Here is a 25,901-nt window from a genome sequence, read left to right on the forward strand (position 1 = left end):
GACCCGGGCCGATGCGACGGTCCGGGGCGTGGGCGACGCGGTGGCGGTGGCCGTGGCGGCCGTACCACCGACGATCAGCGCCGAGGCGAGGGACCGCCCGTGCGACCTCACCGCCGCGTTCCCCACCAGGCCGCAGGAGCACTCCTGATGGCGGCCCAGCAGCCCGGGGTCGAGGCCGAGGAGGAGTGGCGCGCGGCCATCGACCACGCCGCGGGCTGCCGCGACTGCCTGACCCCCGGCGCCGGATGCGAGACCGGCGAGCGGCTGTTGCGCGCCTACAACACGGCCACACGACAGGCCCGGCCGTGAGGCACCGTCGACCGCCGACCGTGCGTGCCGCGCTGTTCGCCTTCCGTCCTGCCCGCTCACGCCTGACCGTCGCCGCCGGGGTGGGGCTGCTGCTCCTCGTCGTCGCCCTGTGCATCGCGGGCGACCCGGCCCCGTAGACCGGGCGTGCCGGCTGTTCGGACCCCCGTTCCGGACTGACGGCGCCGGTGCGCCCTCCCGCCCGTCCGTCTCCTCACATGCCCCGGAGAGGCGGGCGGGCACCACCTCTCGAACTCACCCGCTGGAGACATCCGTGAGCGACTACAGCGAATACCAGGACAAGGCCCAGGAGAAGGGCCGCAAGAAGCCGGGGCCGGGCGGAGACATGGGCTCCGGCCAGACCAGCGGCTGTATGGTCGTGGCGCCGACGGCCGTCTTACTCTGGGCCGCCGCGGTCATGATGCGCCGGAGGAAGTTATGAGGATCAGGACGCACCGGGTCGTCGAGGACGGCGACGAGGTGTACCCCGATGGTGAGGGCACCCGCTTCTTCGGCGTGCCGGCGTGGAGGATCTGCCTGGTGTTGTGCGCGGCGGTGCCGGTAGCGCTGCTCGCGTACACGTACGCCAGCCGCTGACGTCGGCCGGGCTCCGGTTCTTCCTCGACTGTTCTACCCCTGGTAACACGGACCACCCCCGCTTGCGCGGGGAACACGGAAAACGCTACGGGGCCCCCTTTGCTGTGTGGGGACCACCCCTGCCTGCGCGGGGAACACGTCGCGGCACTTGATCTCGACGGCGCACTTCTCGGACCACCCCCGCCTGCGCGGGGAACACCCTGGTGGAGCCGCTCGGCAGTCTCCGGGTCGCGGACCACCCCCGCCTGCGCGGGGAACACGCCGTATCGGTGGTGAGCGCGCCATAGACGGCCGGACCACCCCCGCCTGCGTGGGGAACACGCCGTCGCCGCGGGAATCCGCCAGTCCACTGCCGGACCACCCCCGCCTGCGCGGGGAACACGGACATCGGTTTTCCTTTCAAATGGCTGGCGTTGGACCACCCCCGCCTGCGCGGGGAACACCCCGAGCGAATCGAAGGAGAGAACGCGGTCGGCGGACCACCCCCGCCTGCGCGGGGAACACAGCCCGGCCGAGCTCAGTTCCACTCAGTTCCACGGACCACCCCCGCCTGCGCGGGGAACGCGCGATGACGTTCGGCGCGTCCCAGGCGCGGAACGGACCACCCCCGCCTGCGCGGGGAACACGGTGACGCGGAGCTTGACCTGGGGGTCCTTCTCGGACCACCCCCGCCTGCGCGGGGAACACTCCCCCGCACGGACGACCTTGCCGAACTTGTTCGGACCACCCCCGCTGCGCGGGGAACACCTGATCTCGACCGAACGGCTCAAGGCCCGTACCGGACCACCCCCGCCTGCGCGGGGAACACGGCTGCTCGTCGACGGGTACGGCCACCTTCAGCGGACCACCCCCGCCTGCGCGGGGAACACAGGATGCCATCCACCGCCGTGCCGATCCACGACGGACCACCCCCGCCTGCGCGGGGAACACTTCTCCACGTCGTCGACCTCGAACGCGAAGTACGGACCACCCCCGCCTGCGCGGGGAACACACACCCATCGGGTTCGGCTGCGGGTTCGGCTCCGGACCACCCCCGCCTGCGCGGGGAACACCGCTGCATTTCCGTACCGGACAGGCCGATCTTCGGACCACCCCCGCCTGCGCGGGGAACACTGCACGGACGACCGCGACCTGCCCGGCGTGCGCGGACCACCCCCGCCTGCGCGGGGAACACTTCCTCCTATCCGGCGCGGCGCTTACGGCGCGCGGACCACCCCCGCCTGCGCGGGGAACACACCTCGACGAACAGCCGGATTCCCACAGGTGTCGGACCACCCCCGCCTGCGCGGGGAACACTAGAAGAGCTACACCTTGTTGGCGTGTCACGGCGGACCACCCCCGCCTGCGCGGGGAACACATGCTCCCGCGAGGTGCCACGACAGTAATCCCCGGACCACCCCCGCCTGCGCGGGGAACACTCCGCCTTCGCGCGGGCCGCATCGGCCCGCGCCGGACCACCCCCGCCTGCGCGGGGAACACAACCTGACTGACCCCGGAGAGGCCTCCCCCGCGGGACCACCCCCGCCTGCGCGGGGAACACTACGCGCTGCGGGAGCCGGTCGTGCAGGTCGACGGACCACCCCCGCCTGCGCGGGGAACACATCCGGTGGAGGAACACATCCCGCTCGTACGCCGGACCACCCCCGCCTGCGCGGGGAACACCTGAGTCGCAGCTTGGGCTTCGAGGAACAGGACGGACCACCCCCGCCTGCGCGGGGAACACCGGCCGTAGCCGACGACGTGCACGCTGCCATCCGGACCACCCCCGCCTGCGCGGGGAACACCGATGCACCCCCGGGGAGGTGCCTGCGGGGGTCGGACCACCCCCGCCTGCGCGGGGAACACTCTGGAAGCCAGCGCGGCCCAACCAGCCGCGCCGGACCACCCCCGCCTGCGCGGGGAACACGAATGCCGAAAGCCCCGGACACGACTCCGGGGCGGACCACCCCCGCCTGCGCGGGGAACACGCAGATCCTGCGGGATCGGCAGCCCCTTGTCCGGACCACCCCCGCCTGCGCGGGGAACACTTGCCAGAGGGAGTCACCCTGGCCGGAAACGACGGACCACCCCCGCCTGCGCGGGGAACACCGGAACCGAGAACCGAAGGGGCAACAACGTGACGGACCACCCCCGCCTGCGCGGGGAACACGCGCCGGGCCCCCCTCCCTCCCCGCTGGCCTTCGGACCACCCCCGCCTGCGCGGGGAACACACACAAGAGCCCCGCCGAATCCATCGGCGGGGCGGACCACCCCCGCCTGCGCGGGGAACACACGGGCCAGTTCCACTAGTTCCACTAGTTCCACGGACCACCCCCGCCTGCGCGGGGAACACCACTCATGCCCACCGGGGGGACCGGGACCATTCGGACCACCCCCGCCTGCGCGGGGAACACTGTCGATGGCCAATTATGCTAGGACCGCTGGGCGGACCACCCCCGCCTGCGCGGGGAACACACCGGCTTCGGTTTTTTGCCCGAGGTCAGTTCCGGACCACCCCCGCCTGCGCGGGGAACACGGCCAGTGCCCGGTCCACCTCACCGGCCACGGCGGACCACCCCCGCCTGCGCGGGGAACACCTGCTCAGCCGCCGATCGGCCCGTACCGAATGCGGACCACCCCCGCCTGCGCGGGGAACACAGGCGCGGCCGGGTACCCATCGGGCTCGCGTACGGACCACCCCCGCCTGCGCGGGGAACACCGTGGTGGCCGGGTCGGGGGCGGTAAGGGTCACGGACCACCCCCGCCTGCGCGGGGAACACTACGACCAGGTACAGCGTGACTTCCTCGTGGCCGGACCACCCCCGCCTGCGCGGGGAACACTACGGCATGGCCATCGTCGGGGCGTTCGTCAGCGGACCACCCCCGCCTGCGCGGGGAACACTGGGGCCGCGCCCGGAGGTGGAGACGTACCGGCGGACCACCCCCGCCTGCGCGGGGAACACATCTGGGAGGCGTCGGTAGCGCTCTTCTTGTACGGACCACCCCCGCCTGCGCGGGGAACACGGGACACAGCGATATCAGCGCGCGGTGAGGGACGGACCACCCCCGCCTGCGCGGGGAACACCCTTCGTTCGGCGTACCACCACTCACCCCCTTCGGACCACCCCCGCCTGCGCGGGGAACACGCGACCGGTGCCCAGTTCGTCGGACCGAAGGACGGACCACCCCCGCCTGCGCGGGGAACACCGCGAAATCCCGGCGGCCCCCACCGTCTGGAAGGGACCACCCCCGCCTGCGCGGGGAACACCTCCTCGCCTACGCCGCTCGACTCGGCTGGGAAGGACCACCCCCGCCTGCGCGGGGAACACACCTCCCGCCGGCTCACCGAGGCGGGAAAGAGCGGACCACCCCCGCCTGCGCGGGGAACACGGCGGCTCCCACTTCGTGCTCGGTGAGCCGGACGGACCACCCCCGCCTGCGCGGGGAACACACTTCCTGACCTGCGACTCTACGACGGTTTTGCCGTTTCTTGGCATTCCTCTGGGCGGAACGCCACAAGCGTGAGCCCCTCGAATTCGACCGGGACACGGCGGCGCTCACCCGCCGTCTGTAGGGCGAAGCCTTGTTCGTTGGCTTCGGGGTGGATGAGGACGGCGGCGCCGGCGCCGACCGAGGCACGCACCACGGACCAGAGCTCCTCTCGGACGCGGGCAGACAAGGTGCCGACGTAGAGGCCCGGGGTCGGTTCGATCATCCAGCGAGTCAGGGCGCCTCGCACATGGTCGGGAACGGCAGTAGTGGCAAGGACGGTCATGGACGGCATGGGGTTCTCGAAGGCCCTTCCGGGGCAAGCAGGAGGTGGATCACAACGGCTCCGCTTCGGCGGCATAGTTGACACCGGCCGGAACAGCGCCTGCCACCGGGTCCCACAGGTTGACCATGTCGACCGAGTGTCCGTCCGGCAACGGCTCAGCCTCGTCAGGTGCAAGCAGTGTCTGGACGTCGGCCACGATCCTCGGTAGCAGCCTGAACAGCCGCAGCCCTTCGCGGAACCGCCGCCGCGCCTCCCCCTCCGGCTGCGGCGACTCATGCAGCGAGAACGCCAACGGCACGGTGAGGTCGGCCTTGTACAGGTCCGCGATGTCGTACACGAAGGCGTGCTGCGCGCCCTGGTGCACGAAGCCGAGCGCTGGTGAACAGCCGAGGGCGACGAGCGCCGCGTGCACGATTCCGTAGAGGCAGGTGTTGGCGGAGGACAGCGCGGTGTTGACCGGATCCTGGTCGTCCCAGGCGGCGGGGTCGTAGGCGCGGCGGAAGCGCCCGATGCGGTGCTGTTGCGCAAGCAGCTTGTACAGAGCCTTCATCCGTTGGCCCTCCATGCCACGAAGCTGCTGCAAACTCGTGGCCGCGGGCACCGACACCTTGAACCGCATGAGGTACATCTGCCTGGCCACGGCCAGCCGCCGCTCCGGGTCGCTCCACTGGTGGACCTGGTGTTCCAACCAGCGCGTCGTGAGCGAGTCAGGCGTGGTCGCGGAGTAGCAGCGGACGCCGCCCGAACCTGTGCACACGACACTCGTGCCGTGGCGGGCGAAGGTGGTGAGGGCGGGCTGGGTGATGGAGGTGCCGGGGCCGAGCAGGAGGCAGGAGAGCGCCGAGGTCGGCAGGTAGACGCGGGTCACCTCGCCGTCGGCGGAGGTGGTCTCGGCGCAGACGCCAGTGTCATCTTGGACGATGCGTACGACGTCCGCGTAGAGGAAGGACAGGGAGTCGCCGATGCGGGGCAGCATGGCGAGGGTCGGGGCGGCGATCCGACGCCGTGCGGAGGTCTTCGTCTGCTGGGTAGTCGTCATGGAGCGCGTTATGCCTCCGGGCCACGGGGGGCGAGGCTGAGCAGCCCGCAGCCGTACGACTTGCCGCGACCGATGCCCTGGAGCAGGGCGTCGCGCAGCGCGTCGGGGTCGCGGACCGTGGCGGCTCCCTCGAAGAGGGTCGCCACGTGGGCGACACGGACGGTCTCCTTCGTCTGACCGCTGGCTTTGCCCTGCTTGTGCCAGGCGGTGAGGGCATCGGCGGGGCCGGACAGGACGGTGTGCGGATCGAGTCCGGCGGCCGCAGCGCGCTCGGCCCACCATCGGTCGGCGTCGTCCCCGTACAACGGAATGGCTTGCTTCCACTTGCCGACAGTGCTCTTGCGTCCGCAGCGCCGTACGGCATTGCCGAGGAAGCGGTACCGGACCGGCAAGCCCGGGCGCAGCGCGGCCAGCAGGGCGCGCATCGGGCGGGTCTGTGCCTGTGCGTATCCGGCAGGCAGCTGGACGGTAGCCGGGGCCACACGGGTCTGGACGAGGAGGACGGGAGCGCCGACGCCGTCGGTGTCGAGCCGGAAGAGGACACCGGCGCGGGCCCGGGGGCTGTCGCCGAGCCCGTTGGGGACGAGCGTCATGACGCGGCGGTGGAGGGCGGCGGCGTTCGGCAGGTCGTGTTGGACCTGCCGGTTTCCCGGGTTGAGCAGCAGCCGGGTCAGCCACGCCTGCTCCCGGAGCGTGTCAGGCAACGTGATCATGAGGCGTTTCCTCCGGGACGCGAGGGGTTCAGGTAAGCGTCGAGGGCATTGAGGTACTCGGTGCCGTAGCCGCCGCACAGGGCGGCCGGGAGCCGTCGGCTGGTGGCGTAGGCAGGGCGCGCGTGGTGTACGCGGTCGCGTGCGGTGAGGCGGATGGGATCGTCGTTCAGCGTGGTCACCGAGGCCCTGCCGGAGGTCGCTGTGTCGGTATCCGACGGGAAGGGCGAGTCCGCGGCGAAGCGGACCGTGACGGTGGCGGCGGGCCACCCGTCATCGGCCCCTGCTTCCGTCCGCGGCTTGGGGCGGGCCAGGGGAACCCGGTCGAGCTCTGGGACGGGATCGGGAACGTCGGCGCGGAGCAGGAGCAGTGCGCTCGGCGGACAGGAGCGGCGGCCCAGATGCAGCGGCCAGTGGGGGGCGGCCAGTGCCTCAGCGCAGGTGGCCAGGAGCGCCTGGTCCTCTTCTGGGTCGGTGACCGCGACGGTGAAGACCGCATCGCTCAGGTAGTGGCGGCGGGAGACGATGGTAGCCGTGTCGCCGCTGCGCCGACCGCCCTTGGCGGTCGGGACGGTCCGGTGCTGAGGGTATCCGCCGCCCACGGTGTGAAAGTCGAGCAGACGGGTGCCGGGGCGGTCGATCCGTACGGTGAAGCGCAGCCGGGTGAGCCGGGCGAAGCTCGACGTGCCGTTCCCGTCCACCGCGGCTTCAGCGCGCGGTATGCCCAGGGCGGACGCGAACATCCCGATCAGCCCGGACCGGGTGGGGTGTGCCACCGTGTCCCGGTCGGTGAAAGCGCTGTGCTCGCCCCAGGACTGGAGCGGAGCGCCGAGTTGGAGCAGAAACCCGGTCACGCCCGGTCAGTCCCTTCCTCGGGCCAGATGGCCGCAACGGCTCCGGCGATGAGCTCCGGATACGAAGCGACCTGCTCACCGAGTCCGTCCAACGCCTTGTCGTCCACGGAGGCGTGCGCGCTGTGGACGACCCCCGCATCCCCCAGTAGGCGCTGGATGCGGGTGGCGTAATCGCTGAGGGCCTCCCGCGAGGAGGACCCCCAGCCCTCCGACCGGGCCTGCACCGGCTTTTCGAAGGCGGCGGCGAGGGAGAGCGGGCGATCCGCGCGGACGCAGACGTGCACGAGGTCGGGGGCGGTATGCGGGGCGGTGGAGGTCTTCTTGGCCGACGGCAGGGTGCTGATGAACGCGGTGGCGAAGGCGGCGGCGAGAGTGCTCGCGGTGGCGGGGTCGGGCATGTTCTTGGTGAGGTCGCGTACGTCCAGGGTGGCGTAGCGGTAGAAGACGCCGCTGCTGTACTCGCTTGTGTTCATGTGGGCGCTGCCCGCGTCCGTGGCCCACTGGTCGGCGTCGTCGACCGCCGTGAAGAAGTCGGCCTGTACGGACGTGCTGTGGGTGGTGAACGCGTGGGCGACCTGGACCGCGCCGTCCACTCCGGCCCCAGGGATCTCGGCGAGCATCCGGCCGAAGAGCACGACGGAGCCGTTGCGCGATCGCAGGACGTCGTGGATGGCGTCCTTGGGCAGCAGAGCTTTGGCCGCGGCGGCCTTGCTGCCGAGCGCCTTCTCCAGTGCCTCACGGTGCTCTTCCGCGATGTCGGCGAACGCGGCCGCGGCGGTGTCGGGAAGGAAGAGCAGGGATGCGGTGGTCCGGTCGCCCTTCTCCAGCGCGAGCTTTGAATCCGTGGAGCGGATGATCTGTGCGCCCGCGAGTTCGGCGAGTTCGGCGGGCCAGCCACGCTTGTTCGTCAGCTCCCCCGCGACCTGCTGTGGCAGTCGGCGGGTCCGTACCGCCTGTTCGCCGATCTGCTCCTCCACAGCGAGCCGGGTGGGCCGCTTCCATGCCTGACTGGAGACGCGGGTACGGGTGGTGCCGCCGAAGGTGACGGTCTTCGGCGAGCCGAGGTCGTCCCGGTTGACGTTGCTGTAGGGGAGTGTCTGGATGATGTGGAGGTCCAGAAAACGGGGCTTCGTCGCCGCGGGGGCGGGTGCGGTCATGGTGCGGTTCCTTTCGCTGGTAAGAGACACGGTGGGTGGGCGGCGTGAAGCCGCGTTACGTGGCCGGGGCGGCGGAGGGAGCGGTGTCGGGGAGGTCTCCGGCGCCGTCGCCAGTCCGGTCCTCGTTGGCGGCGGCTTTCTCGCGGCGCAAGGTGCGGTAGAAGTCCTCCAGCCACCGGGTGGCCACCGAGTCGCGGTAGTGGTGCCACACGATGAGGTCGCGCAGCAGGCAGCCGTAGTCCGCCGCCACACCGGCCGAACCCAACTGGCGCAGCACGGCGGGAAGCATGCGGTGTATGCCGTCGGCCTCTTGCCGGACCATCAGATGGAGCCGGGCCTCCGCTCCGTCCTCCTTGATGCCTTCCGTCCCTCGGCGGGTGACGGCCAGGGCCAGGCTCTCTCCGAGGCTGGTGCCGGAGGGCCGGAACCGCGTGGTGGCTGAGGGGACTACGACAGCTGCCGCCCCTGTGGCGTCCGTGCTGTCGGCGTCGGCCAGGCGCTGGGCGCGGGGCCGCGCCGCGATCAGGGCCGCCACGGCGTAGTAGGCCCGCCGCTTGGGGCCTCTGGCATCGTCCGGAACCAGCCCGCCGCGCAGCAGGGCCGCATGCGTACGGGCGGGAACCTCGTCCACCGGCTTGGCCAGCCCTCGCCGGAGCGCCTGCTGGGTGCCCGGGTCGGCGCATTGCGTCTGGACGGCCGCCACGAATCTGTCGTAGCGCTCAAGGGAAGCGATACGGGACTCAGGAGGGGCCTCACCCTCAGTGTCCGATGTGGCAGTGGTGGTCATGATGATGTCCTCTCCTTCTCCGTTCCCCGGGCCGTCCCGGCGGGGCGGCTTGGCTGCCGGGCGCCTTGGCCAAGGAGGCCGCGCACCAGGCCCCGGGCACCTTCGCGAGCCTTCGCGCCCCGGGGGGTGCCGGCGACCGGCCCGGTCACCTCGTCGTAGATCCGCAGGGCGAGGCGGCCGAACGTCGTCATCGCGTGGGTGAAGTCACGAGCGTCCAGGGCGTCCCAGAAGCGCTCCTCGGCCGCCGGCCAGTACGCCGCCAGCGCCATGCCGGGCCAGGGTCCGCCGTCTTTGTCTCTCTTGCCCGGCTTGTCGTCGGTGAAGGGGGTCGTGTACGAACGCCAGGCGACTCGAAGCGCGAACCCCAGGCGCTGGGCGGCCTTCTCCGCCGCCTCCCTGCACTCCTTCACCCCGAGTGCCAGCGTGTTGTCCGCCGACTCGTCGGAGGCTTCGAGCAGGGCGAAGAGCGGTGGTGTGGAGGCGCTGAAGTAGGTGCGATCCCGGGTCTGGCCGTCCTGATCGAAGCCGTAGGCGCGCACGCGCAGCGCGCGCAGGGCTGATTCCGGGATCTGCCCAGCCAGACCTTCCAGGACGAGCGGTCGCTCCCCTCCGTCGCCCCGGTTGAGCAGGACGAGCGCGTCCAGGTCTCGCCACAGCGACCGGCCAGCCTCGGCGTCACGGGGGCGCAGTGTGCCGTCCCGGGCTTCGTCCCGGATCAGATACGGATCCGTGTGCGGCGGACGATTCTCACGGAACGCCCAGGTGATCGTGGCGTCCACGACGCTCCCGCCGTCTGGCCCGGGGTGGAGCAGGATCGCGTGCCGGTACTGCTCGGTGAGCGCCGACAGCGGGCCAACCGCGCCGGAGGGCGGGACCAGCGGATCAGGGAGTTCCTCGCGCTCCCAAGGGCAGGCGTCGACATCTGCGTCTCCCTCGGCCGTCCCGGCCTTGCCGGGCTGAGGCCAGGTGCTGGGAGCCGGGATGCCGAGCAGCAGCGTCTCGTACAGCGACCGGCCCTCCGGGTGGTACGACATTGCCCGCCGCAGCGGACCGGCGAAGGTGTTCCCGAACCGCTTGTCGGAGACGGTTCGCGGTGTGCACTGGCCGGACGGGCCGTAGTAGAGCTGCGCGATGAGGTGCAGGGCCGCCTCGGCGGCAGGGATGGCCACCTGGTCGGCGTCGGTGAAGTGTCCGAAGAAGACCTGGTTGCTGCCGGCGGGGCGGGCCATGACCAGCTTGTTGACGCCCGAGTGGCTGGGGGACTCGTCCGCCAACCGTGGGTCTTGGAGGAAGGGACGGACCGGATCGAGCAGACGCAGCCGACTGCCGTGCTCGGCCAGGTACTTGTCCACCGAGGCGGAGTCGAAGCCCCGCTCCGCCTCCAGCAAGTCGTAGCGAAGATCCTGCCAGTCGGCAGTGTTCGAGGCGGTATGCAGGCCAGTGACGCGTGCGGCCATCGCGCACAGCACGCGCATCAGGCCCGAGGCGGCCGGCGGGAGGCCCACCGCGAGCCCATCGATCCGGTGGGCGTTGAGCAGCAGCTCGCGCAGGCTGACGGTGGAGGCGCCGCCGCCTTCCCTGGTCCGGACGGGGATCCAGGGGCGTGCGCGGAGGTCGAAGTGGTCGTCAGGGGGTTCGGCGGGCATGGCGAGGAGGCACCTCGATCTGAGGAGGGAAAATGTGCGAGAGGGAACCCCTTGGGGAATGTGGTCCCGTAGGTTTGAGGTCTCCGCGCAGGCGGAGGTGGGCCGATGCTGCGGTGCGCAAGGCCGGAAGATGCGCTTGCTCTCCCCGCGAAGGCGGGGGTGACGGGGTCTCCCTGACTGGATGCCAGGGAGACCCCGATCCGGATGGCTATGACCGTAGGGCCGATGTCGCTCGGTTGGGACCAAGATGCTCCGGTGTGCAGGAAAATCGCAGGAAAATCTACGCCACCTTGTGGACGACCAGCCCCAGTGAATGGTCTAGCGTCAGAACTCGCTCGCCCAGGACCGCCCCGGCCGGCGCACCCTCGTCCGTGACACGGTGCGGCAGCAGGACGAGGCGGGCCAGCCACGGCTCGACGCGCCAGGCGTCCGGCGGCTCATGCGCCTCGGTGCATGCCCGCCGCCACGGGCCGTGCGCGAGGGGCACCACATGGCCCAGTAGCGTGCGTACCTCGGCGCGGCTGAAGCGCCCGTCGGGTCGGCTTCCTGCCTGGGGAAACGGAGTCGTCCACGCCTCGTCCAGCCAGCGGTTTCCGGCCTCGTCGTCGAAGACGGGCAGCAGCTGGACGGTCTCTGCCCCGAGCCGGGTGGCGATGAGGTCCTCGTCGGCGTCGCTGGTGGTCAGCTGGTGCAGGGAATCGACCATCGCGGGTGGCGGCAGCATGACCATCCCGGCGAGTGCGGTGCGCGCCATATCGTCAGTAAGGCGCTGGACATCCCGTTCCATGAGCGCGTCGGGGTCGGCGGAGGCGAACTCCGGGTCGTAGACCTCGTCGACCAACCGCTGTACGTCCTCCGGAACCCGGACCGGGGCGTCGCCCCGTCGCTGGAGGAGTTCCAGCGTGCGCTGGAGCAGGGACGGCGCGTACACGTCACCCCAGGTGGTCGGCACCGCCAGCCGTCCGTCGTCCCCGACGGGGGCGAGGACCGCGAGCCGGGCTCCGGCGCACCAGGCGGGACGGGATGGTCCGGGCGCGGAGTGCCGCCAGACCCGGCCTGCCCGCTGCAACAGCAGGGCCATGGGCGCGAGGTCGGAGACGATCAGGTCGAAGTCCAGGTCGAGCGACTGCTCGATCACCTGGGTGGAGACGAGCACGGCGCCGCGCGGAGGCTGGGGGCGTCGTACGCCCTGCTTGTCGAGCCGGCCGAACCAGCTCTCGGCCTCCTCCGTGAGCGCGGCGCGGCGGCCGGCGGGGAAGCGGGCGTGCAGCAGCCGCAGCCGAGGGCCGGGCAACGCCGCCCCATCGGCCGCACGGTCGTCCCAGCCCGCGTAGTCGGGCCCGTACAGGGCCCGGTAGTGCTCACGGAGTGCCTCGTAGGTCTTCTGGGCCTCGGCAACGGTGGTGCAGATCACCGCCGCACACCCGCCCTCCGCCGTCACCCCCCGAAGCTCGTCGATGATCGCGGTGAGGCGCCCGTCCGCCACCGTGGGGTCGTAGGTGTGAGTGACCGGCAGAACGCCCATGGACAGGGCCCGACCGCGCTCGCTGCTGACCGGCTTCCTGGGCACGGTCACCGAGCCGGTCCGTGCGTCGACGTACATCCAGCTCGGATAGGCGGGCGGAGGGAGCCGGTGCGCCCCTGGGGCGCGGCTGGTCCCCGATAGGTATGCCTCCACCAGGCTCGCGGCCGTCTCGCCCGTGACGGTGGCCGAGAGCAGCACCACCGGCACCCCCATAGCGCCGAGCCACCCCAGCAGACGCAGGAGCAGCGCGTGCGTATACGCGTCGTAGGCATGGGCCTCGTCGATCACCACCGTCTTGCCGGACAGCCCCAGATGGCGCAGGGCGTTCCGCTTCAGGGGCAGGATCCCCATGAGAGCCTGGTCAACGGTTCCGACGGCGATCGGGGCGAGTATTCCGCGTCCGCGCGCTCGCAGCCATCGGCCGGCCACGACGGATATCCCGGCCGTTCCTCGGCCCTCGTGATGATCGGACAGCACGCGGGGCTCGGCCTCGCCGTCGTCCGCTGAGGGCCGCACGGCATAGCGCTCATAGAGGTCTGCGGCACCGTGCAGCAAGGTCACCTGGGCTGAGTCCAGCAGATTGCGCTCGGCGAAGTCGACGACGCGGTGGTACATCTGGTTGGTCGTGGCCTGGGTTGGCAGGGCGAAGAACAATCCGCCACTGCCGGACGCCGCGCCCATCACGGTCGCGGCGTACAGCGCCGCCTCGGTCTTGCCTTCCCCGGGAGGCGCGGTCACCAGCAGTACGCCTGGCCCCTGTACGGCTCCCGGCAGCGCCTCTTCGATGCTCGTCTGCAACGGGTAAGGCCGAGCGATCTTCGGAAACAATCCGGTGAACCCTTGGAGTCGGAAGTCGGCGTGTCCTAGTCCCGCTTCCGCGACAAGCGCCGGAGCCGCGTCTGAGGCGCGGCGTGCGTGGGCGAGCAACGAGGGTCGGGACGTGAGAGCTCTTCCCGCATCCGCGTGCGCCTTCGCGTCCGCATCCGCTGCGGCTTGTTGGGCGAGGACGACGTGTTCCTGGCTCGCCAGCCAGTCGGAGACGATGACCACCCCCGCGATGGTCACCGCCAACTCCACGGGCATCGCCCGTACGGCGGGCGCTTCAGGCCGCCCCAACACGTCACGGAGAGCGGCCACATGCTCGCGACGCTGCTCGGCCCAGCCGCTGGCCCCGAGTTCGGGAAGGCCGCGGACAGGATCGCGCACATCCCGGGCCTCCGCCCCTTCGGGGTAGCGGCCGTGGTGTCCTCCGAGTAACTGAGCCACCTGCGTCAGGAGAAGCCCTGCGGGGCGGCCGGACACCGGGTATCCGAGCTCGGCCAATAAGTGCGGGAGCGACCGGTTCGTGGCGACCTCATGGCGGATCTTCCTGACGCGGCTGTCGTGCTCGCGATGGTGGGCGTAGGCAGTCTCGCTCAGGAAGCCGCAATGTCCGGGGCGGTCTTGGGCGGCCATGTCCTGGAACTGCGGGATGATCTTGCCGATGTCATGCAGACCGGCCCAGAACATCACCAGCCGTTTGGCCTCGGCCACCGGGACATTCAGGGCCTCGGATATCACTTCATGCCGAGCCACGGTCAGAACCGTGTCCCACACGGCTCCCGTCACCATCGCCGTGTCGATCAGATGGCCTATGAGCCGATACGGCCTCTCAAGCCCCTTGGACTTCCCCCACAGCCGCGTATCGATCACCGGCCAGCCCCTTCCTGTCGGCGTGCATACTCTGGCGTCCGCGTACTTTGTCGGCGCCGGTCTGCTCATCTTTGGGCGCTGGAAGAACAGGACGTGCAGAAAGCGATGAACAGGCCCTGCGTCGGCAGGTCACGCATTAAGATCCGCGCGACACCGGGACCCCGGATCCGTGCGCGCCACTCGGGCCATGCCTCCGGAAGCCGCCGCCCATGTCACAGTGGCACCGACGTGTCTCTGGCAACCACCCTTCACATGCCAGCGGGCTCTGACTCCGCCCGCTCCGCGATGTGCGTCTGACATCATGGTCGAGCGATGAGAATGCTTGGCCAAGAAACGGCAAAGCGCCTCGGAAGCCGCAGGTAGGAAAGTGTGCTCCCCGCGCAGGCGGGGGTGGTCCTCAGAGATCCCCCCGGGTGCCAGCCCGGTCGGTGTGCTCCCCGCGCAGGCGGGGGTGGTCCGGGGCGGCAACCAGAGGTGTGGACACGACGGCTGTGCTCCCCGCGCAGGCGGGGGTGGTCCGATTGCGTGCCTGCTGAGCGGGCCAATGTCAGTGTGCTCCCCGCGCAGGCGGGGGTGGTCCGCCGCCCCACGTCGACGCCTTCTCCAGACCGATGTGCTCCCCGCGCAGGCGGGGGTGGTCCGTTCCGCGGGGCTAATTTCTGAGCTGGTCGGGAGTGCTCCCCGCGCAGGCGGGGGTGGTCCGGCGAGGATCTGATTCTGGCTGGGGTCGATCGCGTGCTCCCCGCGCAGGCGGGGGTGGTCCGTGCCGGGCTACCTCCTGAACGGTCAGCCACTCGTGCTCCCCGCGCAGGCGGGGGTGGTCCATTGGTCACCCGCGGGGGTATGACGTTGTAGGCGTGCTCCCCGCGCAGGCGGGGGTGGTCCAGGTCGATCCGGCACTGGCCCCACTGCCGGTGCGTGCTCCCCGCGCAGGCGGGGGTGGTCCGTTTCTCGTGCCCGGTCAGCGCCGCTTTCTGCGGTGCTCCCCGCGCAGGCGGGGGTGGTCCGCCGATCCCGGCCCGGTCGTATTTCCCGCTGTGGTGCTCCCCGCGCAGGCGGGGGTGGTCCGTCGAGGCGGGAGGCGTCCGAGCCCGCATGGATGTGCTCCCCGCGCAGGCGGGGGTGGTCCGTACAGGCGGCTCAAGGCCCGCATCGTGGTCGTGTGCTCCCCGCGCAGGCGGGGGTGGTCCGAAACTCATTGCTTTCTCTTTCTCCTGGTCCGGGTGCTCCCCGCGCAGGCGGGGGTGGTCCGGGAGTCCGCGGTGCCGGCGTCCACGTAGTGGAGTGCTCCCCGCGCAGGCGGGGGTGGTCCGGCGTGTCCGGCGGTGATGTGCCGGTATACGGCGTGCTCCCCGCGCAGGCGGGGGTGGTCCGTTCTGCGCGCCGGCGGAAACGTCGTCGCTGAAGTGCTCCCCGCGCAGGCGGGGGTGGTCCGTTCTGCGCGCCGGCGGAAACGTCGTCGCTGAAGTGCTCCCCGCGCAGGCGGGGGTGGTCCGCAGTCGGAGTCGCGGTGTACGACCGCGTGTACGTGCTCCCCGCGCAGGCGGGGGTGGTCCGCGGTACATTCCCGGTGGCGGCGGCGCGGGTGGGTGCTCCCCGCGCAGGCGGGGGTGGTCCGGTGGATCCGCGGGGCCCGGGGGTCTCCACGCGGTGCTCCCCGCGCAGGCGGGGGTGGTCCGTCGGGATTCGTCGGGCGCCAAACCATCGGAATGTGCTCCCCGCGCAGGCGGGGGTGGTCCGGTCGCAACGATCATCGCATTTACCGGGCTTGCGTGCTCCCCGCGCAGGCGGGGGTGGTCCGCCTGTCGGTCGTTCACAGAAGCGGCCTCCGGTGTGCTCCCCGCGCAGGCGGGGGTGGTCCGGCCACCGAGCTGGAGAGGCAGCGCGCCCAGCTGTGCTCCCCGCGCAGGCGGGGGTGGTCCGCACTGCGAGACGGTCGTCCGCCGCGAGCACGCGTGCTCCCCGCGCAGGCGGGGGTGGTCCGATGGAGCCGGGCGTGGTCGCCTTGGCGGGGGCGTGCTCCCCGCGCAGGCGGGGGTGGTCCGAAAACGGGCCGGGATCTGGACTACGGGTGGCAGTGCTCCCCGCGCAGGCGGGGGTGGTCCGCCGGAACCGGAGTCCGAGGCCGAGATCATCGAGTGCTCCCCGCGCAGGCGGGGGTGGTCCGATCGATGAGTTTGTCTATCGGAAGACGAGCGAGTGCTCCCCGCGCAGGCGGGGGTGGTCCGCTGGCCGCCCGGCTGCCCCGCATGGCCGTGGAGTGCTCCCCGCGCAGGCGGGGGTGGTCCGCTGCTGAAGATGGTCCGCCGCTAATGGCGAGCGTGCTCCCCGCGCAGGCGGGGGTGGTCCGCCGAGGCCGACGCCGGCTGTCGCACGCGAGCAGTGCTCCCCGCGCAGGCGGGGGTGGTCCGCCCTAATCGCCTTTGAGTACCCGCATCATGGTGTGCTCCCCGCGCAGGCGGGGGTGGTCCGCTCACCGAGGAACTCCAGGAGCTGGTGAGCGGGTGCTCCCCGCGCAGGCGGGGGTGGTCCACGATCCGCTATCTCAGCCAGGCCGTAAATGAGTGCTCCCCGCGCAGGCGGGGGTGGTCCGGGGGCCCAAGGGGGGAAGGCGGCGCCGCCGGTGTGCTCCCCGCGCAGGCGGGGGTGGTCCCGGCAGCGGCCCCCCGTCAGGTCGGTACCGGGCGTGCTCCCCGCGCAGGCGGGGGTGGTCCGTGCTCTGCCTGCCAGAGGGTCGATCGGCAGTGGTGCTCCCCGCGCAGGCGGGGGTGGTCCGATCAGCAGGGCATCGGCCATGCTCACCTTCCGGTGCTCCCCGCGCAGGCGGGGGTGGTCCGGAGGACTCGTGACCTCCAGCGCCTCCCCGGCAGTGCTCCCCGCGCAGGCGGGGGTGGTCCGCCTGAGCGCCCCGTCATGTCAGCCCCTCGTGCGTGCTCCCCGCGCAGGCGGGGGTGGTCCGGTTGACCTCCGTCGTGGACCCGGCAGGATGAGGTGCTCCCCGCGCAGGCGGGGGTGGTCCGACGTACTCGTAGCTGCCGTTGCCGTACCGGTGGTGCTCCCCGCGCAGGCGGGGGTGGTCCGACGTACTCGTAGCTGCCGTTGCCGTACCGGTGGTGCTCCCCGCGCAGGCGGGGGTGGTCCGGTGTCCCAGATGTAGTCCTCGACGACCTCGTAGTGCTCCCCGCGCAGGCGGGGGTGGTCCGCGGCGTCGTCCTCCATGGCCTCGAACTCCTTGGTGCTCCCCGCGCAGGCGGGGGTGGTCCGCACTCATCGCCGCCATGCGACCCGAAGCCATCGTGCTCCCCGCGCAGGCGGGGGTGGTCCGTACGAGCTCACCGTCATTTCCCGCACCGGCAAGTGCTCCCCGCGCAGGCGGGGGTGGTCCGGCGCCGTGTCGCTCGTGCTTGGACTCCATGAGGTGCTCCCCGCGCAGGCGGGGGTGGTCCGGACCCCGGCCCTTTCATTTTGGGTGGCGGAATGTGCTCCCCGCGCAGGCGGGGGTGGTCCACCATCCCCAGTTGTCCCAGGCGTATTTGATGGGTGCTCCCCGCGCAGGCGGGGGTGGTCCGACGCGTAAACGCGTCAACGACCTTGGGGGTTTGTGCTCCCCGCGCAGGCGGGGGTGGTCCGACCGTTCTCACCATCGCCGCGCTGGAAGACCTGTGCTCCCCGCGCAGGCGGGGGTGGTCCGTCCACCCCAAAGCTCGACGCCCCGGGCGCCCCGTGCTCCCCGCGCAGGCGGGGGTGGTCCGGGGTACCGATGGGCAAGCACGCCAAACCGAAGGTGCTCCCCGCGCAGGCGGGGGTGGTCCGCTGTTCTCCGCGCCGGGCATGAGGCCGAAATCGTGCTCCCCGCGCAGGCGGGGGTGGTCCGTTTCTGTGCAAATACACACCCTCCGGGCACCCGTGCTCCCCGCGCAGGCGGGGGTGGTCCGGAAGTCGTCGGCTGGCCGGAGTCCAAGGTCCAGTGCTCCCCGCGCAGGCGGGGGTGGTCCGCGGAACTACGACAACACGGTGACCGTGGAAGGGTGCTCCCCGCGCAGGCGGGGGTGGTCCGATCCTGCTGCCCGCCAGCTTCACCGGGGTTGAGTGCTCCCCGCACAGGCGGGGGTGGTCCGCAGACCTACGATCAGACCCGCACGCTCACGACGTGCTCCCCGCGCAGGCGGGGGTGGTCCGGCGGTGAAGATGGCCGCGGCCGGGATGGCTGCGTGCTCCCCGCGCAGGCGGGGGTGGTCCGTCGGAGCGTGAGGCGGCCGGCGAGTTCGCCGGGTGCTCCCCGCGCAGGCGGGGGTGGTCCATCGCGGCAGTAGGTCTCGGGGTAGGTGCCGTAGTGCTCCCCGCGCAGGCGGGGGTGGTCCGCGTCCATGCAATGCCGGTGTAGTGAAAGGGCCGTGCTCCCCGCGCAGGCGGGGGTGGTCCACGACACGAGCGGCGCTGTATCGAGTGTGGAACGTGCTCCCCGCGCAGGCGGGGGTGGTCCGACGCCCAGGAACTGCGGGTCCGGGGTCAAGAAGTGCTCCCCGCGCAGGCGGGGGTGGTCCGGATCCACGTGACCAGGCCAGTCGTCGCGGTCAGTGCTCCCCGCGCAGGCGGGGGTGGTCCGTCAGCTACGAGACGATCGCCCCATGTCGGTGGTGCTCCCCGCGCAGGCGGGGGTGGTCCGCTTGTACCAAACATCTCGGTCCGCTTGTTAACGTGCTCCCCGCGCAGGCGGGGGTGGTCCGAACCGACCCACGCTGCGCGTCACCGACCCCAGGTGCTCCCCGCGCAGGCGGGGGTGGTCCGATTTTTCACGAGTTGCTGCGCGACTCCTACGTGTGCTCCCCGCGCAGGCGGGGGTGGTCCGGTTCGTCGTCGTACCGATCTTGACGCGGTTGCGTGCTCCCCGCGCAGGCGGGGGTGGTCCGGCACTCCAGTTGGCTGGTGCCCAGCAGGCGCTGTGCTCCCCGCGCAGGCGGGGGTGGTCCGGCTCAGCGTGCAGCTGCCCGGCAACAGATCCAGTGCTCCCCGCGCAGGCGGGGGTGGTCCGACCGAGCGGTTGGCCATCGTGATGGCGCCGATGTGCTCCCCGCGCAGGCGGGGGTGGTCCGGTCCTCCACTGGCTGGACGATTTCGGACTCCAGTGCTCCCCGCGCAGGCGGGGGTGGTCCGGTCACGGTGCCCTACGCGCTCCCGGCCGGGGAGTGCTCCCCGCGCAGGCGGGGTGGTCCGAACGGTGTGCCCCGCCGCCAGGTTCTCCTTGAGTGCTCCCCGCGCAGGCGGGGGTGGTCCGTAGAAGGCGTGGCCGATACCACGCCACCTCAGGTGCTCCCCGCGCAGGCGGGGGTGGTCCGTCCCAGGGCTACCGCGAGGAACTGCTCCAGGCGTGCTCCCCGCGCAGGCGGGGGTGGTCCGGCCAAGCCTGAGGACGTCGACCTGGCGGTGCGGTGCTCCCCGCGCAGGCGGGGGTGGTCCGACCAGACGCCGTGACACCTCTTGCAACTCCCGGTGCCTCCCCGCGCAGGCGGGGGTGGTCCGCCCGGTTGCTTGGGCTGGTGGTCGAGGTAGGCGTGCTCCCCGCGCAGGCGGGGGTGGTCCGTCGGCGATGCTCTCGGCCGCAGGGGGTGTGGAGTGCTCCCCGCGCAGGCGGGGGTGGTCCGTAGTTGCCCGAGCCGAGGGTCGTACTTGATCCGTGCTCCCCGCGCAGGCGGGGGTGGTCCGGACGGGGACACGGCGGATGGGCATCTGGCTGAGTGCTCCCCGCACAGGCGGGGGTGGTCCGCCGGCCGATCTCGCCTCGGCCGCGAGAGATCCGTGCTCCCCGCGCAGGCGGGGGTGGTCCGATTTCCAGGGCGCGGCGGATGCGATCCGGGCGGTGCTCCCCGCGCAGGCGGGGGTGGTCCTGTGCGCCCTCGTCCGCGCCACCGACCTCAAGAGTGCTCCCCGCGCAGGCGGGGGTGGTCCGGCGACCGATGCGCTGGGCAAGGTCGGGGGTGCGTGCTCCCCGCGCAGGCGGGGGTGGTCCGCGGCCTCCGGCGATGGGGACGACCTTGAACGGGTGCTCCCCGCGCAGGCGGGGGTGGTCCCCAACGAAAGGCCCCGCACCCCGCCATGCCCGCGTGCTCCCCGCGCAGGCGGGGGTGGTCCGTCCGGACGGTTCAGCAGAGCTCGCATCCGTCCGTGCTCCCCGCGCAGGCGGGGGTGGTCCGCCGGGGCCGCCGGGTGACCGCCGAGCCGGAGCGTGCTCCCCGCGCAGGCGGGGGTGGTCCGTCCGAGTGCAGTACGCCGAACTGCTCCGCCTCGTGCTCCCCGCGCAGGCGGGGGTGGTCCGGCCGACGCCTACGACGTGTACCGCGGGCGCCTGTGCTCCTCGCGCAGGCGGTCCGGGCCGATGTCGTCGGTGACGGTCAGTGCGAGGTTGTACTCCGGCGCTATCTCACAGATGGCCGTGACAGCGGCCTCGGTGGTCGGCAGATGCGGATGCGTCATGGTCCGGATCGTTTCCCCCGCCTTCCCGGCCGTCCCCCGCCGGGTAAAAGCGATGGACGCCCCTTGTGTCGTAGCGGCATGGTTCACTGCCGATGGACACATCCACGACGAAGGGGAGTCGCCGGTGTCACACGAGATCGATCCGTCCTTCCTCGCGCTGCCCCTGCGGGCACTGGCCGACGCGGCTCTCGCTCGGGCCCGGGCGCTGGGGGCTGAGCATGCGGACTTCCGGTTCGAGCGGGTGCGCAGTGCCGCGTGGCGGTTGCGGGACGCCAAGCCGGCCGGGTCCTCCGATACCACCGATCTGGGGTATGCGGTGCGGGTGGTGCACGGCGGGACGTGGGGGTTCGCGTCCGGGGTCGATATGAGCATGGACGCGGCGGCGCGGGTGGCCTCGCAGGCGGTGGCGATGGCGAAGCTGTCGGCCAAGGTGATCCGGGCGGCGGGGTCCGATGAGCGGGTGGAGCTGGCGGACGAGCCGGTGCATTCCGACAAGACGTGGATCTCGGCGTATGAGGTCAACCCGTTCGAGGTGCCGGACGCCGAGAAGACCGGGCTGCTCGCCGAGTGGAGCGAGCGGCTGCTGGCGGCCGAGGGGGTGGCGCATGCGGACGCGTCGCTGCTGACCATCCAGGAGAACAAGTTCTATGCGGACACCGCGGGCACGACCACCACCCAGCAGCGGGTGCGGCTGCATCCGCAGCTCACGGCGGTGGCGGTGGACCCGGTCAGCGGGGAGTTCGACTCGATGCGCACCCTGGCCCCGCCGGTCGGGCGCGGCTGGGAGTATCTGACCGGGGGGCCCGGGGCGGGCGGCTGGGACTGGGACACGGAGCTGGCCGGGCTGCCCTCGCTGCTGGCCGAGAAGATGCGGGCGCCGTCGGTCGAGGCGGGGTCGTACGACCTGGTGGTGGATCCGTCCAATCTGTGGCTGACCATCCATGAGTCGATCGGCCACGCGACCGAGCTGGACCGCGCGCTCGGCTACGAGGCGGCGTACGCGGGGACCTCCTTCGCCACCTTCGATCAGCTCGGGAAGCTGAAGTACGGCTCCCAGATCATGAACGTGACCGGGGACCGGACGGCCGAGCACGGGCTTGCCACGATCGGGTACGACGACGAGGGGGTGGCCGCCCAGTCCTGGGATCTGGTGAAGGACGGCACGCTCGTCGGCTATCAACTGGACCGCCGGATCGCCCGGCTGACCGGTTTCGAGCGGTCCAACGGCTGTGCCTTCGCCGACTCGCCGGGCCATGTGCCGGTGCAGCGGATGGCGAATGTGTCGCTGCAGCCCGCCCCGGAGGGCGGGCCGTCGACCGAGGATCTGATCGGCGATGTCGAGAACGGCCTGTATCTGGTCGGCGACCGCTCCTGGTCGATCGATATGCAGCGCTACAACTTCCAGTTCACGGCGCAGCGTGCCTACCGGATCAGAAACGGCGCCCTCGCCGGGCAGGTGCGCGACTTCGCCTACCAGGCGACCACCACCGACTTCTGGGGTTCGATGACGGCCGTCGGCGGCCCGCAGACGTATGTCCTGCATGGCGCCTTCAACTGCGGCAAGGCCCAGCCCGGACAGATCGCGGCGGTCTCGCACGGCTGCCCGTCCGCGCTGTTCCGCGGGGTCAACATCCTCAACACCACCCAGGAGGCGGGACGCTCGTGAGCGACGTACGCGCGGCAGCCCGGCCGCAGCCGACCACGATTCCCGCGCCTGTGCGCCGCGCGGACGACAGCGACATCAGCCGCTTCCGCGGCGGGGCGAACAGGGGAGAAGGATGAGCACCAAGCCGCATGAGATCGTCGAGCGCGCCCTGGAGCTGTCCCGCGCGGACGGCTGTGTGGTGATCGCGAACGAGAGCTCCACGGCCAATCTGCGCTGGGCGGGGAACGCTCTGACGACCAACGGGGTCACCCGGGGCCGCACCCTGACCGTCGTGGCCACCGTGGACGGCGCCCAGGGCACCGCCTCGGGCGTGGTGTCCCGGTCCGCCGTCACCGCCGAGGAGCTGGAGCCGCTGGTGCGGGCCGCCGAGGCGGCCGCCCGGGACGCCGGGCCGGCCGAGGACGCCCAGCCCCTGGTCGAGCGGGAGCTGGGTTCGGCGGTCTCCGCCGACTTCACCGACTCCCCCGCCGAGACCTCCTCCGAGGTGTTCGCGGCCTTCGCCCCGGCCCTGGGCGAGTCGTTCGCACGGGCCCGCGCGGGCGGCCGGGAGTTGTACGGCTTCGCCCACCACGAGATGGTCTCCAGCTATCTCGGCACCTCCACCGGGCTGCGGCTCCGCCATGACCAGCCGACCGGCACGCTGGAGATCAACGCCAAGTCTCCGGACCGGGCGCGGTCGGCCTGGGCCGGGCGGGCCACCCGCGACTTCACCGATGTGGACCCGGCCGCGCTCGACGCCGAGCTCGCCCAGCGGCTCGGCTGGGCGAAGCGGAAGGTCGAGCTTCCCGCGGGCCGCTACGAGACGCTGCTGCCCCCGAGCGCGGTCGCCGATCTGCTGATCTACCAGATGTGGTCGTCGTCGGGCCGGGACGCGGCGGAGGGCCGTACGGTCTTCAGCAAGCCGGGCGGCGGCACCCGGATCGGCGAGAAGCTGTCCGAGCTGCCCCTGACGCTGCGCAGCGACCCTCGGGAGCCGGGTCTGGAGGCGGCGCCGTTCGTGATCGCGCACTCCTCCGGGGACGATGCGTCCGTCTTCGACAACGGGCTGCCGCTGTCCGCCACCGACTGGGTGCGCGAGGGGGTGCTCAACCGGCTGATCACCACCCGGCACACCGCGGCCCTCACCGGGCTGCCTCCGGCGCCCGCGGTCGACAACCTCATCCTGGACGGGGGCGGCTCGCGTTCGCTGGAGGAGATGGCCGCGGCCACCGAGCGGGGTCTGCTGCTGACCTGTCTGTGGTACATCCGCGAGGTCGATCCGGCGACGCTGTTGCTGACCGGGCTGACCCGGGACGGGGTGTATCTGGTCGAGGGCGGCGAGGTCGTCGGCGAGGTCAACAACTTCCGGTTCAACGAGTCGCCGGTGGATCTGCTCTCCCGCGCCACCGAGGCGGGCCGCACCGAGCGCACACTGCCGCGGGAGTGGAGCGACTACTTCAACCGGGCGGCGATGCCGGCGCTGCGCGTCCCGGACTTCAATATGAGCTCGGTCAGCAAGGGGGTCTGATCGCGCCACTGGACCCGGTCGGTCCGGCCGGTCCGGTCGGTCCGGTCGGTCCGGTCGGTCCGGCCGGTCCGGTCAGCCGGTCGGTTCGGCCGGTCCGGTCAGCCGGTCGGTTCGGCCGGTTCGGTCAGGCGGTCAGCCGGTCGGACCGGCCAGGCGGTCAGCCGGTCGGACCGGCCAGGCGGTCAGCCGGTCGGACCGGCCAGGCGGTCAGCCGGTCGGTCAGGCGGGCAGGCGGTCAGCCGGTCGGTCAGGCGGGCAGGCGGGCAGGCGGGCAGCCGGTCGGTCCGGTCAGCCAGCCGGTCCGGTCGGTCCGGCCGGCCGGTTCGGTCAGGCGGTCAGGCGGTCGGTCCGGTCAGCCGGACGGTCCAGCCGGTTCGGTCAGGCGGTCGGTCCGGTCAGCCAGCCGGTTCGGTCAGCCAGCCGGTTCGGTCGGTCCGGCCGGTCCGGTTAGCCGGTCGGTCCGGTCAGCGGTTCGGTCAGCCGACCGGTCCGGCCAGGCGGTCAGCCGGACGGTTCGGCCGGTTCGACCGGCCGAATAGACTGGTCTCCGCCCATCCGAATCTCCGCATCCATCCGTCTCTTCTATCTCCAGGAACGACATGACACGCCTCGGCGAATCCGTCGCCCGCGCCAGCGAGCTCCTTGACCAGGACCTCTCCTCCGACAAGACCGTCGAGCTGCTGCTCGCGGAGACGGGCTCGCGGCGCTATCTGGACCTGACGGACCTGTCGCCGAGGGAGCAGGCCGAGCTGATCGCCTCCCGTACGGTCGAGGTCCTGCCCGGCGTGGACGAGCTGGCCGGGCGGATCGAGAAGCGCCGGGCCGCGGGCAAGGGCCTGGGCATCAAGCTGGGCATCGACCCGACGGCCGCCGATGTGCACCTCGGCCATGTCGTGCCGATGATCGTCCTCAGCCGCTTCCAGCGGATGGGGCATGACGTCACCCTCCTGATCGGCGACTTCACGGCCAAGATCGGCGACCCGTCGGGGCGTACGGCCGAGCGCCCGCCGCTCACCGACGAGGACATCGCGGAGAACCTCGCGGGCTACCAGGAGCAGGTGCGGCCCTTCTTCGACTTCGAGAAGGTCAGCTTCCGGCAGAACAGCGAGTGGCTCGCCCCGTACACCTTCCCGGAGCTGCTGGCGCTGCTGTCCCAGGTGCCGGCCTCGCAGCTGCTGCAGCGCGAGGACTTCCGCACCCGGCTGGCCGCCGGCTCCGGGCTGACCATGTCCGAGCTGCTCTACCCGATCGCCCAGGCCCTCGACTCCGTCGCCCTGGGGTGCGATGTCGAGCTGGGCGGCGCGGACCAGCTGCTCAATCTGCAGATGGGCCGCAAGCTGATGGAGCTGCGCGGCCAGCAGCCTCAGCTGGTCGTCACCATGCCGCTGATCGAGGGCACGGACGGCACCGGCGCCAAGATGTCGAAGTCCAAGGGCAACTACGTCGCGCTGACCGCGCCCGCCGACGATGTCTTCGGCAAGATCATGTCCATTCCGGACCGGCTGATGAAGCCGTACCTGGAGGCCTGGACGGAGTGGACGGACGCGGAGATCGCGCTCGTCACCCGCCGCATCGAGGACCGGTCGCTGCACCCGATGGATCTGAAGAAGGTCCTGGCGGGCGAGGTCGTGGCCGCGTTGTACGGGATCGAGGCGGCGATGACGGCACGGGCCGGCTTTGTCGCCCAGTTCTCCAAGAAGAGCTTCACCGACGTCGGCACGCTGCCGGTGGTCGACGCCGCGGAGCACGGCGCCGACTCCATCGCGACCGTTCTGAGCAAGGTGCTGGAGTTCCAGCCCAGCGCCTCGGCCGCGCGCCGGGTCGCCAAGCAGAACGGTCTGCGGCTGGTGCTGGAGACCGAGGGCGGCCAGGAGTCGGTCGTGCTCGCCGAGGTGCAGGCGGTACGGCCGCTGGCCGAGGTGGTCGCGGAGGTGCTGGCCGAGGCCGGGCTCACCGCGGGCTCGGGTGGGGTCTACCTCAAGGCCGGGCGGAAGATCGCTCAGGTGCGGGGGCTCTAGAGCTCCCTCACCCGGCAACAGGCCGTAGCGGCGGTCGGTGCGCATCCACCACGCGCGCCGGCCGCCGCCGCTCGTGTGCGACGCTCCTCGGCCCGGCCGTCAGGTCGCCCGTCTCCTGCCGCCGTGGCGAATGGTCTGCCACAGCGGGGTGCCGAGGGCGACGATGACCACC

General features: G+C 71.8%; 14 protein-coding genes and 2 CRISPR repeat arrays. Of the genes, 6 read left to right on the forward strand and 8 right to left on the reverse strand.

Annotated features, from left to right (window positions below):
* Positions 1–147: 147 nt before the first annotated feature.
* From ABZU99_RS11255 to ABZU99_RS11265, 3 genes are all read left to right on the forward strand, one after another.
* Positions 148–309, forward strand: a complete 162-nt coding sequence (locus ABZU99_RS11255) for a hypothetical protein (protein ID WP_356047484.1) — start codon at positions 148–150, stop codon at positions 307–309.
* Positions 310–580: 271 nt separating this feature from the next.
* A complete protein-coding gene (locus ABZU99_RS11260; RefSeq protein WP_356047482.1) occupies positions 581–748 on the forward strand; it encodes a hypothetical protein in 168 nt (55 codons plus the stop codon).
* Positions 745–903, forward strand: a complete 159-nt coding sequence (locus ABZU99_RS11265) for a hypothetical protein (RefSeq protein ID WP_356047480.1) — start codon at positions 745–747, stop codon at positions 901–903. Before ABZU99_RS11260 ends, ABZU99_RS11265 begins: the two co-directional genes overlap by 4 nt.
* 48 nt (positions 904–951) lie before the next feature.
* Positions 952–4,333: direct repeats of the CRISPR family, unit length 29 nt; unit sequence CGGACCACCCCCGCCTGCGCGGGGAACAC.
* A gap of 18 nt (positions 4,334–4,351) precedes the next feature.
* Here ABZU99_RS11265 and cas2e read toward each other — a convergent pair.
* From cas2e to cas3, 8 genes are all read right to left on the reverse strand, one after another.
* The gene (gene cas2e, locus ABZU99_RS11270) at positions 4,352–4,666 is read right to left on the reverse strand and encodes a type I-E CRISPR-associated endoribonuclease Cas2e (protein WP_356047478.1); all 315 of its coding nucleotides are present in this window, start codon (positions 4,664–4,666) and stop codon (positions 4,352–4,354) included.
* A gap of 40 nt (positions 4,667–4,706) precedes the next feature.
* Entirely contained in the window at positions 4,707–5,696 is a 990-nt protein-coding gene (cas1e, locus tag ABZU99_RS11275) for a type I-E CRISPR-associated endonuclease Cas1e (RefSeq protein WP_356047476.1), read from the reverse strand.
* 8 nt (positions 5,697–5,704) lie between these two features.
* Positions 5,705–6,409, reverse strand: coding sequence for a type I-E CRISPR-associated protein Cas6/Cse3/CasE (locus tag ABZU99_RS11280; RefSeq protein ID WP_356047474.1), 705 nt, complete (start codon positions 6,407–6,409; stop codon positions 5,705–5,707).
* Entirely contained in the window at positions 6,406–7,260 is an 855-nt protein-coding gene (gene cas5e, locus ABZU99_RS11285; RefSeq protein ID WP_356047472.1) for a type I-E CRISPR-associated protein Cas5/CasD, read from the reverse strand. Before cas5e ends, ABZU99_RS11280 begins: the two co-directional genes overlap by 4 nt.
* On the reverse strand, positions 7,257–8,417 hold the full coding sequence (gene cas7e / locus ABZU99_RS11290) for a type I-E CRISPR-associated protein Cas7/Cse4/CasC (RefSeq protein WP_356047471.1): 1,161 nt from the start codon (positions 8,415–8,417) through the stop codon (positions 7,257–7,259). The genes cas5e and cas7e overlap by 4 nt, the downstream gene beginning before the upstream one ends.
* A gap of 55 nt (positions 8,418–8,472) precedes the next feature.
* The gene (gene casB, locus ABZU99_RS11295) at positions 8,473–9,204 is read right to left on the reverse strand and encodes a type I-E CRISPR-associated protein Cse2/CasB (RefSeq protein WP_356047469.1); all 732 of its coding nucleotides are present in this window, start codon (positions 9,202–9,204) and stop codon (positions 8,473–8,475) included.
* On the reverse strand, positions 9,201–10,850 hold the full coding sequence (gene casA / locus ABZU99_RS11300) for a type I-E CRISPR-associated protein Cse1/CasA (protein ID WP_356047467.1): 1,650 nt from the start codon (positions 10,848–10,850) through the stop codon (positions 9,201–9,203). Before casA ends, casB begins: the two co-directional genes overlap by 4 nt.
* Positions 10,851–11,130: 280 nt before the next feature.
* Positions 11,131–14,067 (reverse strand): CRISPR-associated helicase Cas3', encoded by a 2,937-nt coding sequence (gene cas3 / locus ABZU99_RS11305; protein ID WP_356047465.1) that lies wholly within the window; start codon positions 14,065–14,067, stop codon positions 11,131–11,133.
* A gap of 367 nt (positions 14,068–14,434) precedes the next feature.
* Positions 14,435–20,441: a CRISPR direct-repeat array (repeat unit 28 nt; unit sequence GTGCTCCCCGCGCAGGCGGGGGTGGTCC).
* Between the two features lie 221 nt (positions 20,442–20,662).
* On the opposite strand from cas3, the gene ABZU99_RS11310 reads away from it, so the two are divergent.
* The 3 genes from ABZU99_RS11310 (at position 20,663) to tyrS (ending at position 25,729) form a co-directional block, all read left to right on the forward strand.
* Entirely contained in the window at positions 20,663–22,204 is a 1,542-nt protein-coding gene (locus tag ABZU99_RS11310) for a TldD/PmbA family protein (protein WP_356047463.1), read from the forward strand.
* Between the two features lie 112 nt (positions 22,205–22,316).
* Positions 22,317–23,711, forward strand: coding sequence for a metallopeptidase TldD-related protein (locus ABZU99_RS11315; RefSeq protein WP_356047461.1), 1,395 nt, complete (start codon positions 22,317–22,319; stop codon positions 23,709–23,711).
* 599 nt (positions 23,712–24,310) lie between these two features.
* Positions 24,311–25,729 (forward strand): tyrosine--tRNA ligase, encoded by a 1,419-nt coding sequence (gene tyrS, locus ABZU99_RS11320; protein ID WP_356047459.1) that lies wholly within the window; start codon positions 24,311–24,313, stop codon positions 25,727–25,729.
* The last annotated feature ends 172 nt before the right edge of the window (positions 25,730–25,901 follow it).

It is taken from the genome of Streptomyces sp. NPDC005266, from assembly GCF_040607655.1.
Taxonomy (GTDB): Bacteria; Actinomycetota; Actinomycetes; order Streptomycetales; family Streptomycetaceae; genus Streptomyces.